This is a genomic window from Planomicrobium sp. CPCC 101110 (assembly GCF_007859395.1).
In the GTDB taxonomy this organism is placed as follows: Bacteria; Bacillota; Bacilli; order Bacillales_A; family Planococcaceae; genus Planococcus.
Genome location: NZ_VOHD01000009.1, coordinates 160,351 through 173,736 on the forward strand (window position 1 = coordinate 160,351; position 13,386 = coordinate 173,736).

Annotated in this window: 14 protein-coding genes; 3 read left to right on the forward strand and 11 right to left on the reverse strand. The window is 46.9% G+C overall.

The annotated features are described in order from the left end of the window. Window positions 1–92 precede the first annotated feature (92 nt). The 3 genes from FQV30_RS14805 to FQV30_RS14815 all read right to left on the reverse strand — a co-directional run bounded on the left by FQV30_RS14805 (window position 93) and on the right by FQV30_RS14815 (window position 1,948). Window positions 93–785, reverse strand: a complete 693-nt coding sequence (locus FQV30_RS14805) for a type 1 glutamine amidotransferase domain-containing protein (protein WP_146500924.1) — start codon at window positions 783–785, stop codon at window positions 93–95. Window positions 786–920: 135 nt separating this feature from the next. Then, complete coding sequence (locus FQV30_RS14810; protein ID WP_146500925.1) at window positions 921–1,376, reverse strand: YaiI/YqxD family protein; 456 nt, start codon at window positions 1,374–1,376, stop codon at window positions 921–923. After that, window positions 1,376–1,948, reverse strand: a complete 573-nt coding sequence (locus tag FQV30_RS14815; RefSeq protein ID WP_146500926.1) for a DUF1836 domain-containing protein — start codon at window positions 1,946–1,948, stop codon at window positions 1,376–1,378. Before FQV30_RS14815 ends, FQV30_RS14810 begins: the two co-directional genes overlap by 1 nt. 138 nt (window positions 1,949–2,086) lie before the next feature. Between FQV30_RS14815 and trhA the strand changes: the two genes are divergently transcribed. Further along, window positions 2,087–2,734 (forward strand): PAQR family membrane homeostasis protein TrhA, encoded by a 648-nt coding sequence (gene trhA, locus FQV30_RS14820; RefSeq protein ID WP_146500927.1) that lies wholly within the window; start codon window positions 2,087–2,089, stop codon window positions 2,732–2,734. Between the two features lie 122 nt (window positions 2,735–2,856). Here trhA and FQV30_RS14825 read toward each other — a convergent pair whose 3' ends face one another. The 8 genes from FQV30_RS14825 to FQV30_RS14860 form a co-directional block, all read right to left on the reverse strand. Further along, window positions 2,857–3,693 carry an STAS domain-containing protein gene (locus FQV30_RS14825; RefSeq protein WP_146500928.1) on the reverse strand — a complete coding sequence of 279 codons (837 nt, stop codon included), beginning with the start codon at window positions 3,691–3,693 and terminating at the stop codon, window positions 2,857–2,859. Window positions 3,694–3,804: 111 nt separating this feature from the next. Beyond that, window positions 3,805–4,983, reverse strand: coding sequence for an MFS transporter (locus tag FQV30_RS14830; RefSeq protein WP_146500929.1), 1,179 nt, complete (start codon window positions 4,981–4,983; stop codon window positions 3,805–3,807). Continuing rightward, window positions 4,976–5,407, reverse strand: coding sequence for a MarR family winged helix-turn-helix transcriptional regulator (locus tag FQV30_RS14835; protein WP_146500930.1), 432 nt, complete (start codon window positions 5,405–5,407; stop codon window positions 4,976–4,978). The genes FQV30_RS14830 and FQV30_RS14835 overlap by 8 nt, the downstream gene beginning before the upstream one ends. A gap of 188 nt (window positions 5,408–5,595) precedes the next feature. Then, window positions 5,596–6,864: an acetyl-CoA hydrolase/transferase family protein gene (locus tag FQV30_RS14840; protein WP_146500931.1), complete on the reverse strand. Its 1,269-nt coding sequence runs from the start codon at window positions 6,862–6,864 to the stop codon at window positions 5,596–5,598. A 110-nt stretch (window positions 6,865–6,974) separates the two neighbouring features. Beyond that, the gene (locus FQV30_RS14845; protein WP_146500932.1) at window positions 6,975–7,187 is read right to left on the reverse strand and encodes a hypothetical protein; all 213 of its coding nucleotides are present in this window, start codon (window positions 7,185–7,187) and stop codon (window positions 6,975–6,977) included. Window positions 7,188–7,214: 27 nt separating this feature from the next. Next, a complete protein-coding gene (locus FQV30_RS14850) occupies window positions 7,215–7,871 on the reverse strand; it encodes a hypothetical protein (protein WP_146500933.1) in 657 nt (218 codons plus the stop codon). A 95-nt stretch (window positions 7,872–7,966) separates the two neighbouring features. After that, entirely contained in the window at window positions 7,967–11,059 is a 3,093-nt protein-coding gene (locus FQV30_RS14855; protein WP_146500934.1) for an AAA family ATPase, read from the reverse strand. Next, a complete protein-coding gene (locus tag FQV30_RS14860) occupies window positions 11,056–12,222 on the reverse strand; it encodes an exonuclease SbcCD subunit D (protein ID WP_146500935.1) in 1,167 nt (388 codons plus the stop codon). The genes FQV30_RS14855 and FQV30_RS14860 overlap by 4 nt, the downstream gene beginning before the upstream one ends. Before the next feature lie 129 nt (window positions 12,223–12,351). Here FQV30_RS14860 and FQV30_RS14865 point away from each other — a divergent pair, with 129 nt between their 5' ends. Beyond that, complete coding sequence (locus FQV30_RS14865) at window positions 12,352–12,573, forward strand: transcriptional regulator (RefSeq protein ID WP_146500936.1); 222 nt, start codon at window positions 12,352–12,354, stop codon at window positions 12,571–12,573. A 52-nt stretch (window positions 12,574–12,625) separates the two neighbouring features. After that, the gene (locus FQV30_RS14870) at window positions 12,626–13,066 is read left to right on the forward strand and encodes a YtoQ family protein (protein ID WP_146500937.1); all 441 of its coding nucleotides are present in this window, start codon (window positions 12,626–12,628) and stop codon (window positions 13,064–13,066) included. Window positions 13,067–13,386 lie beyond the last annotated feature (320 nt).

Sequence of the window (13,386 nt, forward strand, 5' to 3'; positions counted from 1 at the left end):
AAAAGGACGGCTTGCCGGTTCATTGCAGTTGTTCCATTCTGCTGAGTTATCTAAAAATTTACCCTGACCTTATGCAATCTAAACGCACAGGCTCAAGCCGTCCCGGTTTTAAGCTGTTCAATTACTTTCAGCGCAACGCCTCTAGCGGATGCGGGATTTTGGCCGGTAACAATTTTTCCGGATACCACGACACATTCGGTCAGCGGAAGCGCTGCCTGTTTGAACAGAACCCCTTGTTCTTTCATGGCTTGCTCAAGCGAGAAGGGGATGAAGCTGTATAACCCCATCACTTTTTCTTCGCGGTCGGTGAAGCCGGTGACCACATGCCCTGAAAGAATCGGGCGCTCCCCTGTCAAGTGGACATTCAGCAAGCCGCTTGGCCCATGGCAGACCGCTGATACCACTCCCCCGTTTTTGAAAATCGTCCTAGTGAGTTCTTGAAGGCCTTTGTTGTTCGGAAAATCCCACATGGTTCCGTGTCCGCCGGTAAAATAGATGGCATCGTATTCATTGCCATCGATCTGGCTTGGAACCAGCGGCTGTTTCAGCCGGTCCATCAAACTATCATCCATATAATAATGTCTGGTTTTCTTATTGGTTAAAACGGCCAAGAGACTTCTTGGATCGATTGGCACCCGTGTCGAAGCGGTACTGACGATGTCGACTTCAAATTCATTTTTGACTTCATGGTAAAAATCCGTCAGCTCCCTCAGCCATAGACCGGTCATTTTTCCTGGCACTCCGAGCGAGGCGTTATTCGTTACCGCTATTAAAATTTTTTTCATACTAATCCCCTTTCAGCCGGATAAGCCCTTTTTCTTCGTATTCCCTTTAAGCCATAATTTACTCATTGTTCACTTGAATCCCGGTGAAAGATTATTTGAAATAAAAAAGATAGAGCCGAAGGGCAAGAGCCGACTCTATCTTTCAAATTTCGAAGTAATCTCTTCAAGCAGATCCACTAATTTCAATTCGAATTCCTCATTGTCTTCCTGGCGCCTTTTCTTAGGGCCTTTCATACGTCCGCCCGCTTGGCGGATTTTTTTAGCCACATGGCGCCCATATAGCAGCTGGTCTATGTTTTCATCTGAATAAACGCGCCCATTTTGATCGATGGGATAACCTTGTTTAGCCAGAACCATGGCCGCTAGACCATAGTCTTGAGTGACCACTACATCGCCTTTTTGGACCCGGTTGACCAAAACAAAGTCGACCGCATCCGCGCCTTTCGAAACAGTGACCGTTTCCGCCCCTTCCCGCTGCATATCATGGGCTGTATCACACAATAACAGAACAGGCAGCCCGAAACGTTTCGCCGCTGCAATGGTCAAGTCCACTACCGGACAGCCATCCGCATCGATGAGTATTTTCGCCATCAGCTGTTCACCCTTTCATTCATCTCATCCAGCAGTTTTTCCGCCGCGCGTTTGTACAAATTGCTTGTGTGGACCAATGAGGCGATCAAAAGCACACGATCAAATTCCTTCATTTCTCCAGCTTCATGCATTTGCTTGGCCACCCCTTCCTCCTGCCGCTCCAGCTCTTTCGCAAAACTTTCGACGTTGCCTTTTTGCAGATGCAGGTAACTCTCATAGAAAGGCTGCAGATCCATGCCCTTCTGGCCAGCTTTTTCATTGATGCCGTCAAGTACTTGCTTGATGTCATTGATCGACAACACACTTTTCATCTGATAGATCAAAGAGATTAACATAATATGGTTGCGGGAATATTTTTTATTGTGCGGCGGATAAAACAGTTTCCCTTTGGCATAATTGTTGATCATGGTCTTGGTCAGGATTTTTTCTTCATTGTTTCTTTTGGATTCAGCAAAGCCTGTTTCAAACAATTGAATCACTTGATCGATGTATAAATCTATTCTAGGAATATCTTCTGCTGGAATCTGGCTTTGAAAAGCCCGCTTATCAAATGGCTCTTTTCGGTTTTCCAATTGTCGTCCTCCTCACCTGCTGCTTGATAGTCATTATTTTACCTTATCATTGAATATCCTCCAAGCTTGACTAGCAAAAATAATGCGTATATCATTATAAGTAGTTTTAAAAACTACGTAAAAAGAGGAGCGTATATTATGTCTGTTTACATACGAGAACCTTTCAATGCATTGTCCCATTTAGCAGGGGCTGTCCTGTCATTTATCGCATTTTGCGCCATGGTGTTAAAAGCAGCATACGCCGATGCACCTGGCTTGCATGTCGCAGCCGTCATGATTTTTGGCATCAGTTTAATGTGCCTTTATACCGCGTCCGCCCTTTATCACGCAGCAATAGCTGCACCGAGGACTATCGCTTTTCTTCGAAAACTTGATCATTCCATGATTTTCGCTCTTATCGCGGGTTCATATGCCCCGTTTTGCCTGATTGCTCTTTCCGGAACGCTCGGCTGGGTGTTGTTCGCTCTTGTAGCTGTCTTCGGCATCAGCGGCATTTTGTTTAAAATGGTTTGGTTCCATTCCCCCCGCTGGCTTTCGACTGCGCTTTACATTGCCATGGGCTGGATCATCATCTTTGCAATTGTGCCGCTTGCCGCGAGCATGCCGATCAGCGGTTTGCTTTGGCTGGTCGCTGGAGGGCTTTTCTATACGATAGGCGGAATCATCTATGGCTTAAAGCCTGATTTTTTGTCTTCAAAATATTTAGGATTCCATGAAATTTTCCACCTGTTTATTCTGCTCGGAAGCTTATGCCATTTCATCTCGGTTTACTTTTATGTTTTGTAGATCAGATGGGCGAAGACAGCAGCACATGCTCCATGCCGATTCAGCAAGAAGACATTAGCATAGCCCGAAATTCAAAAGACCTGTCCTTCTCATAAAAAAAAGAAGGACAGGTCTTTTGGCTGCTAGTTTCCATAGGTCTCCAACGCCCGCATCAAGTTGGCCTGGATTTTGATGTCTTTGAAATTGATGCCCAGGGTTACCGCCGTTTGGGCGATTTCTGGACGGATGCCGGAAAGGACAGATTGAACACCGATTATTTTCAATGAAGCCATCAGCTGGAACAATTGCTGGGCGACCATTGTATCGATAATTGCCACGGCAGACAAATCGATGTACAAGGTATGCAGCTGCCGCTTCGCACTTTGTTCAAGCGCCGTTTCCAAGATGACTTTGGCCCGGTGGGTATCAATATCGCCAACAAGCGGCAGAATCCCTACCCCTTTTTTTATGGGAATGACCGGACTGCTCAGTTCGTTAATCATAGCTTGCTGGCTGGCCAAAATTTTCTGGGTCGCTTCATGATGATGGATAGCAAAAATTTCAATGATATAGTCAAAAGCATGGTTGATCGCCTCACTCCAACGCAATGCGTCCTCACTCCTAGCGTTAGGGTTCTCCTCAAAGAACTTCCGGACGAACCCCCAGTAAATGCCTCTGAAAATCCGCAGCTGGGCAATGACTTCATGAAGCGGAACTGCTTGTTGGACGCGTTCTTTGGCCACTGTTTCCACCCATTCTTCGATAAAGCTGCCATATTCTTCTCGTCCTTGTACAAAGACTAAAGAAACTGCTTCGATGAATTTCGCGTTCTGCATTCTCAACTGCTTTTCAACCTGAACCGCTGCATTCTTCGAATAAGTGGAGCCGTCCGCTTTTATACGTTTGCTGAGCCACTCATCTGTCAAATGGCTTGTATTTTGAATCATAAATCCATATAGATCTTTGCTGATTTGGCCCATTGTTTATAAATCCCCTTTTTCATTGTACTTTCATAGTATAAGAAAAGATGGGGATTATCCACTGATTACTGAAAAAGGCCTTCTGCATCTGCAGAAGGCCTTTTTCAACGTTTAATTTTCGATATCCCTGTGTTTAGCCATTATCCATTTATAGTAAAAAATGATTGCGATCAAGGCAACTGCCAGCGCCAGGTAAAGGTTCGAATACCCCATCAGCCCAGCAAGAACGCCAAGCGATACCGCACCGACCGCCATTCCGCTATCGAACAAAGCGAAAAACGTTCCTGTCGCATAACCGCTTCGATGTTTGTCGGCCGCTTGGATCGCCAAAGTCTGGAAACTCGGCAAAAGCGTCCCATATCCAAGCCCTACCAGCGCCCCCGACAGTAAAAGCATCCACCAGGAGTGGGTGAAGCTCAATGCGAGGAGGCCGACTGCAAAAATGATACATGAAGGAATGATGACAATGTCCGGTCCCCTCATGTCAAACAACCGTCCGGTGAACGGCCGCACCAACAACATTGCCACCGCATAAACGACAAAGAAAAAACTTGCCGTCTGAAGCAGCCCAAGCGATTCTGCATAAACCGAGATAAAGGTTATAATGCTGGCATACACAAAGGAAATCAAAAATCCTACACTGGCAACAGGCAGTGATTTTATCTCTATAAAATCACTGAAGGCCAATTTTCGTTTTTCCGATTTGACGACCGGTTTTTCCTCTGCTCGAACGGACAAGGCGCAAAAAAAGCCGACTGCCATGATAATTCCGAAAATCAAAAAAATCGTCCGATACGCCACATGAGGCTGAAGCGTCAAAGCAAGGAATGGGCCGGCAACCACAGCCAAATTCATCGCAATGCCGTAATAGCCAAGCCCTTCCCCTCGCCGCTCAGGCGGAACAAGATCAGCCGCAATGGCTCCAGCAACAGTCGTCACCAAACTAAACCAAATGCCGTGAAAAAAGCGCAGCATCAAAAGCGCCGGCAGTTCTGCCGCGAATATATACAACAATGTACTGACTGCGAACATTAAGACGCTGAACGCCAATATTTTCCGTTTGCCAAATTTCTCTAGGATCAACCCTGCAAAAAAACGCATGATGATTGCGGATACCAGGAAAATCGAAACGGCAAAGCCGCTCTCAGCAGCCGTGCCGTCCAATCCTTCTGGATCCAGTACATAAATTGGCACCAGTGTCAGCAATGCATAGAACACGGCGAAAATAAAAAACGTGCTAATTGATATGTTAATGAAACTCTTCGTCCAAATCGGAGGTTTTTCAGTCATTCCTTACATCCTTTTCTTTTGCTTCCGCTCCAAGTTTTCGCATCAAAGCAATCAGTTGCAGCTGTTCATCTTCTGTCAGATCGGACAACAGCCGTTCTTCCAATTCCGTGACCCGTCGTTCAATTTTCGGCAGCAGCTTTTTCGCCCGGCCTGAAAGATCCACAATTCGTTCCCGTTTGTCCGTCCCTTCCCGCCGCACAATCCAATCGCTTTGTTCCAGCCGGACAATAGTACGCGTCACCGTAGGCGCTTCAACATTCAAATACTGCCATATATCTTTTTGCGCCATAGCCCCGAATTGCTTCAGGCAAAAAAGAATCGACCATTGCGAGCTGTACAAGCCGAACTCCTTCAACACTTCATTTACCTCTTTTACAGACAATCGCGATGTTTGATGGATTTCATGAAACAATAAATTCCGCATAAAACATCCCACCTCTAATTATTTACCTAAGTAAGTATATCGCCCGTCGGCGGGCAAGTAAAGAGATTATTTCGATAAGCAAAATAAAAAAGGCTTTCGGAAATTTTCCGATAGCCTTTTTCATTTGGCTCCAGATGGACCGAAAGCGTCGCTCTGAAGCCAAATGGAGAAGTATCTAGATTTTATTGTCAAATCAGGATTCCACGTTTTTTTGCTTCAAACAGCAGTTCTTCACGGAAGTCCGGATGCGCAATTCCGATCAAGCGCTTGGCGCGTTCAGAGAGCGACACGCCGTGAAGGCGCGCAATACCGTATTCCGTCACAATATTATCGACGTCATTTTTTCCTGTTGTAACAACAGACCCTGGAGCCAAATCCAGTTTGATCCGAGAAATGGAATCGTTTTTTGCCGTCGACTGCAGGCAAATATAGCCTTTGCCGTTTTCGGCGAACCGGACGCCTCTCGCGAAATCGATTTGGCCGCCGCTTGATGAATAGTATTTCCCGCCTACCGTTTCTGAAGCGCATTGGCCGAACAGATCCACTTCCGTAGTCGCGTTGATCGACACAATGTTTTTTTCTTTAGCAATTTCTCGAGGGTCATTGACCAAGCTGACCGGAAGAAATTCGACCCCTGGGTTATTGTCGATAAAATCATATAATTTCTTCGTTCCGTAAGCGAATGTCGCAATGATTTTCCCGGGATGGGTGAATTTCCGCGTTCCATCCACTGCCCCCGCGTTCACCAAATCGACGATGCCATCCGGCAGCATTTCCGTGTGAATCCCTAGATGGCGATGGTCCTTCAACATGCTGATGACCGCATTCGGCACCGAGCCGATGCCGATCTGCAGCGTATCCCCATTTTCTATATCTGCGGTTACGGATGCCGCAATGCGAATATCTTTTTCGCCAATTTGAGATGATTTTTCTTCAAGAAGTGTTGCATTGTGCTCAACGTAGCCGGCGATTTGGCTGATATGGATTTGATTGCGCCCATAAGTCCTTGGCATCTGGTTGTTCACCTCCAGCACAAAAGGAACTGTGCCGATAAATTCCGCAACATAGTCCGCCTGCGTTCCCAACGTAAAATAGCCATGCTCGTCCATTGGGGAAACGACAGTCATAATCATCGACATTTTTGTTATTTTCTTCAGCATTCTCGGCACTTCATGGAAATTGTTTGGCACAAGCTCCAATTTCGCTTGCTGATAGACTTTTCTTGTGGCTCCGCTGAGAAAATACGAGACGTGCTTCAATTGTTCAAATCGTCCTTCAATATAAGGCCTGGGGCGCAAAGCTAACATTTGATGAATAGTTACGCCCTTCAATTTTTCAGCATGTTCTTCCAATAGGTCAAGCAACCGGATCGGCTCCCCGTTCGCTATTGGAATGATGATATCTGCTCCCGGCTCAATCAAGCCGATCAAATCTGGAATACTCAACTTTTTGGCCATTCAGCTTTCACTCCCGCTTCTGCTAATATCGTTAAATTTTATCATAGTTTCCTTTGTTTTCTCCTTCTCAAAATTGCTGTTTTTTTATTTTTTTGCAAAACAAAAAGCCGTCATTTTTGCTGACGGCTCCGTTGTATAACACTGAAAATTATTCCTCCTATGCCAAATGCCGCCATCACTCCCCATAAAATCAGCAAGACGGTGGAACCTATCCCTGGGGAGCCTTCGGAATTCGCATAAAACTGGAGGCCGAAAAAAGCTAGGCTTATGGCTGCGATGGCAGCAAAATAAATGATTCGGCCTTTAAAACTAAAATTTTTCATAGAAAAACTCCTTTGAATGGGTGCGATTTACCGTCGCACTTTAGTCGATTCCAAGTGGGCTTTGGTCCAAACAAGCGTGACAAGCAAGAACAATTCGAACGCATTCGTTGCGGCCGAACTCTCTAAGGGCATCGGGACAGCGCTGCCGATAACCATCACAACCGAACCGGCCAGCATCCATTTCCAGCCTGTAAGCCTCCAAAGGACAGCGCCTGAAAAGATGAGTACAGCTGTCAACAGCAGCACCATGACTGGCGGGCCAGTCGCCGGGTCAGCAGAAACATAGCGCACGACCCCATATTCACTCGCGCTTTTCAAATCCAGATGGACTGTTTCAAGCACAAACTCAATTGCAATCAGAGCCAGCGTACATAATACAGCCCCAGCCAGAACCGGCGCTTTTTTCACCCATTCCACGCCAGCCCGATCCAATGCACCCCATGAAAACAAGACAAGCGTCGGCGTCAATAAAGCATGAATCCAGAAGCGGGGCCTGCTCAAGCTTTCCAGCAGCGCTCCTTCCCCAATGAATTTGCCGAGCGCGATAATGCCGTTATCGTAAATAAGGCCAAGCACCACTAAAAACACAAACGACATCATGTTCCATGTTTTCTGCTGTCCCATCCCCCATATCAGCAATAGGAGATATGCCGCCGCAAAGAAAAAATAAAGAAATGTATCCATGTTTTCCCCTTCCAGAACCGAACTCTTACTTTTGTCATTCACTATTCAAGAAGGATCTAAACACTAAAGAAATTTCGATCTCTTAACTCAGCTGTTTATTTCAGCAAAAAGCGCGTCTGGCTATAGCCTTCTTTCGACTTTTTCACTTCCAAAATCGCCGGGATAGCGGATTTCAATTCCTGGACATGGGAAATGACCCCGATCATCCGTCCAGACTTCTGCAAATCAATCAATGTCTCAATGGATTTGTTCAATGATTCTTCATCAAGCGAACCGAATCCTTCGTCGATAAACATTGTGTCAATCGACACACCGCCTTGGAAGCTTTGGATAACATCGGCCATGCCAAGAGCGAGACATAGAGAAGCATTGAACTTTTCTCCGCCCGACATGGTTTTGACGTCGCGCGTCTGCCCGGTATACGAGTCGTAGACATCAAGCCCCAATCCGCTTTGTTTGCCCCGCGCTTCCTGGCGGTCGCTGCGGATCAAGTAGAACTGGCCATTTGATAATTCCCTCAAACGCTCGTTGGCTGAATGGATAATCTGTTCCAAGTATTCAATCTGCAAATACCGTTCAAAGGAAATTTTTTGCGGGTTTTGGCCGCGAATCATATCATGCAAATCGGCAATTCTGCTCATTTCCTGCTCAGCCTGCGCCGCTTGTTCGGTTGCTTGCGCAATTTTGCCCATCAAAGCCACCGCTGTCTTTTCAAACTCTTTGGAGTAGTTTAATTGGGCAAAAGCCTGTTCATAGACGCGTTTCAATTCAGCCAATTCAGCTTCAAGTTCCGCCGAATTGGTTTTTTCACGCCCTGCAAGCAAAGTTTCCAGCTCCCTGACTTGCTCAATCAATGTATGCCTGCTTTGCTTATAGGCCTCGAGCTCTTTTTTCAGCGCAGCTTGTGCGGATTCCGTCAATTTCGCCTGCTGATAAACTGATTCCGATTCAAACGACGACTTTTGAAGAGCCGCATTAAATTGTTCTCCTGCCTGTACTTTTTTGTTTTTCACTTCTTCGGCTGTTCCCACAGCATGCTCGAGCGCTGCTGCTGTAGAAGCTTTTATTTCTTTCGCCGATTGGAAACGCTCCTGCGCTTGTGCCCATAGTTTCTCAAGCTGATCTTTTTCGGCCGAAGCTTGGCGGATGTTCTTTTCCAGGACAGCAAGAACCCGAATCTCCTCTGGAATCGACATTAACTGCTGTTCAAAAACGGCTGTTGCTGTCTCAAACGCTGCCCGTTGTTTCTGCATGGCCGCTGAGGCATCTCCTTTTCGCCGTTCCAGCTGTTCCACTTGGCGGGCCAATTGGCTGAGGTTTTCTTTTAAAGTGCGCAGTTCTTGTTTGTCTTTTTGCAATTCCCCGACTTCTGCATCCAGCGCTTTTCGTTCCGCCTCAAGACCTGGATATTCCTCTTCTGTCCGATCGGGATTCCATCCGAAGCTGCGCGCTTCCGCTTTCTTCTCGTCCAACTGTTCGGCCAATGCATTCAAACGTGCCGATGCGTTGCGGAATCGGCTGTCTGCTCCGTCGAGTTTGGCCTTCTCCAGATCAAGCTGCTCTTTTGCAACCGCTGATCCATGCGCCGCACTGATCTTATTCGGATGCTCAAGACTTCCGCATACCGGGCATGCTTCACCTTCGTGCAATTGCTCCGCCAGCACTCTCGCCTGGTCAGCGAACCATTTCGCTTCAAGCTCTGCATAATGGGCAGCAGCTTGCCTGTACGCCGTTTCCAATGTCCGGCTTTCCTTCTCCAGTTTTGTCCAGCTGCTTTGAGCGGCAAGCAAAGATGCGGCAATACGGCACTTCTCTTTCAATTCTGCCAAGCGTTCATTTTTCCCGTCAAAAGCTTCAACTTTCTGTTCCAGCTCTGCCGCTTGCAGCGCTATCTTCTCGAGGACCCGCTTTTCAGTCTGCCAAGTTTCTTCAGCTGATTCCGCTTCCGCTGCCACTTGTTTTGCCAGCGTTTCAAGACGCTCGAGTTCTGCCCTTTTCCCATCCAACTCCTGTACTGCAGGAAGTTTGTTCTGCAGTTCAAGAATTTTTCTGTGAAGCTGTTCCCGCTCCCCTTGGCGTTTTTCCTGCACACAAAATTCCGCTTCCGATCTCTTCCATTGATCAAGAGCAGTCTGCGCATTTGCCCGGGCTGCTTTTAGAAGTTCCAGTTTCTCAAGTTCATCGTTCTGCAGCTCTTTAAAAAAGCTTTCCAGCCCTTCAATCAAACTTGCGCGCTCAGCCTGCTGCAAATGCCGTTCTTTTTCTTCAAAAACTGGAAGTTCGGCTGTCATCTGCTCGAGCCGCTCCCCTTTTTGCGCCAACTCGTCGAAACGGTCATTCCATTGCTTCGCCTCATGAAAAAGCTGCTGCTTTTCTGCATGCCGCTGATAAGCGGTTTGGTACGCCACTTTATCCGAAGCAATTTTTCCTTCGTAGAATTCCGCTTCCTGTCCAAGGGCTGCCATCACTTGATGGACATTGTAATGGTCGCGTGAAAGCAGCTCGAAAATCGCTGAATCCCGGTCGGGAAGCGAGGCTGCAATGTTCCGGATATGGCTTGCTAAAACCTGTTCTTCCAATTGGAACGCTTTTGACGCTTCATCTTTCTTTTGCTTTAATCGTTCACTGATCATTTTGTAGGGTTCGGTTTTGAAAATCTTCCGCAGAATCTCTTCTTTGTTGTCAGTTTCCGAAGTCAAAAGCTTGCGGAACTCCCCTTGCGGCAGCATGACAATTTGGCTGAACTGATTCTGGGTCAATCCTATGATTTCTTCTATCCTGCGGTTGATTTCCGAAACGATTTGCCGCTCGACGCATGGTTTTTCCCCGCCTTCGCATTTCTCGAAAAATTCATAGCGTTCACCAGTCGCACTTTTATTTCCTTTTTTCACATGGCCCATCTGGCGTAAAATCCGGTACACCTTGTTATGTATCTCGAATTCCATTTCGACGCACGTATGCGTTCCATCGTCAGCGAAGTCACTCCGCAAAATCCTTGAGTCGCTGCGGTCCGATCCGCTTGCCGATCCGTAAAGCGCAAAACAGATCCCATCAAAAATCGTGGTCTTCCCTGAGCCGGTGCTGCCCGAGATGACAAACAACTGATTGCCTTGCAAATCGGCAAAATCAATCACTTCTGTTTGCTTGTATGGGCCGAACGCGGTCAGTTTTAGTTTTAAGGGTCTCATACGTTCACCCCTTCTTTCTTATCGCTTTCTTCACTTAAGAATTCTTCCAGCACGTCTTTGAAAATCGCTTCTGTCTCTTCGGAAGCCGCTTCGCCTTTCACTTCTTCGTAAAATGCTTTGAACAGCGATAATGAATCCATTTTCCGGCGCACCCCGGCCCCGCTTTGCGCAGCAGTTCCCATAAAGCTTTTCCGCTCTACATGCATCGCATTCGGATAAACCGAACGAACTTTTTCCATCGGATACAAAATTGGAGAGTCATCCAGCAATTTGACAAAAACAAAGTCTTCATTGAGCTCATGTTTCAGAATTTCTTCCATTGTCCCCTCAACCGTTCGCATATCGCGGTTTGGCACAAACAAGCGCTTTTCGACTGTCACTTGGCCGCTGGCATCCATATTTACTATATGAAACCCTTTTTGATGTTTTTCTTCAGAAATCGAATATTTCAAAGGCGATCCCGCGTAGCGGATCGTTTCATTCAAAACGTAATGGGCTTTGTGCAAATGCCCAAGCGCGGTGTAGTGAAAGCTGTCAAAATGGTGCGCAGCCACATGTTCCGCCCCGCCGATCGATAATGGACGCTCTGAATCACTTGTATTGTCTTCTTGTTCCCCGTGCGGCGTCACAAATGCATGGCCGACAAAAACGTGGCGGGCATTTGGATCGAGCGATTTCTTGATGGTGCCGGTGATCGCTTTCATGGCGTCATTATGGGAACGGATTTCCGGATCTTCAAAGGCGTATTTAACCAGCGAAGGATCGGTGTACGGGACGAGATGAAAATGGACTTCCCCATGTTCATCTTTCAAGATGACCGGCTCATGTTCTTTTTGGACATGTCCAGCAATATGGATGCCGTTCATCTTCATAATGCGGCTGCCAAAATTCAAGCGGCCTGGACTGTCGTGGTTTCCCGCTACAGCGAGTACCGGGGTGTTTAAACCCAGGACGATTTTGGCCAATACCTCATCGAGCAGATTGACGGCATCGGTCGGCGGCACTGCCCGGTCATACAAATCTCCGGCAACGATCACCGCGTCAGGTTTTTCTTCTTCTATGGCAGCGATCAGTTGGTTCAAGACAAGACGCTGTTCTTCTGTCATATAGACGCCTTGGATCAGTTTTCCTAAATGCCAGTCGGCAGTATGAAAAAACTTCATGGTTTTTCCCCTTTCCATCATTAAAAAGAATATATGTTCGTTCCATTATACACGAAACCTGTTCGCTTGTTTCCTTTAAATAGATGGTTTATAATGAGAACAAACGTTCTATTAAAAGGAGTGAAAATCATGAAAGCACAGATCCTTAAAGCTTTTAAGCACCAACAGCTCATCGACATGATGTACATGGCAAACGACGGCTCCATCAGCAAGCGCCGGATTAAAATATTGAAAGTGAGCGGCGATGCATTTCAGGCCTACTGCTTTCTGCGGAACAAGAAACGCACGTTTAAAGTGGATAATGTGCTTTCATTGATTCCTGTAACGCGAAAAGAACGGTTGATCATCTGATTCGACCTCCAAATATGTTAAACTGAAAGAAATGGCTGTTGGAGGGATTAGCATGAGATTGACTGTTTACCTGGCCGGAGAAATTCACAGCGCATGGCGCGAAGAACTCAAGAAAAAAGCATTGGCATTAAGGCTTCCTGTTGATTTTGTCGGACCCATGGAAAATCATGAGCGCTCGGACAATATCGGCGAAGAAATTCTTGGCAAACAGCCCAACGCGTTGGTCAAGGATATGACTGCCTCCAGTTTCAACAATCTGCGGACCGGCGTTTTGATCCATAAAGCGGATCTTGTCATCGCTTTTTTTGGCGAGCAGTATAAACAATGGAATACTGCCATGGATGCCAGTTCCGCAATTGCTGCCGGCAAGCCGCTGATCATCATTCGACCCGAAAATCTGCACCATCCGTTAAAAGAGCTATCCCGAAAAGCGAGCGCTACTGTTGCTACCGTCGATCAAGCCCTCAAAGCCCTGTCATATATTTTTGAATGAAAAACCCGGCCACCTCTGAGATGGCCGGGTTTTTCGGGACTGATATTGGCTGGTGCACTTAAGGATTCATTGCTCCTGTCTCTGCATCGCTCCGCTAGCTTCGAGACATGAAAAACCGCTGCATCGCTTCGCTGCTTCGTCGCAGTAAAAACCAAAACCTATTGCTCCTGTCTCTGCATCGCTCCGCTAGCTTCGAGACATGAAAAATCGCTGCATCGCTTCGCTAGCTTCGTCGCAGTAAAAACCAAAACCTATTGCTCCTGTCTCTGCATCGCTCCGCTAGCTTCGAGACATGAAAAACCGCTGCATCGCTTCGCTAG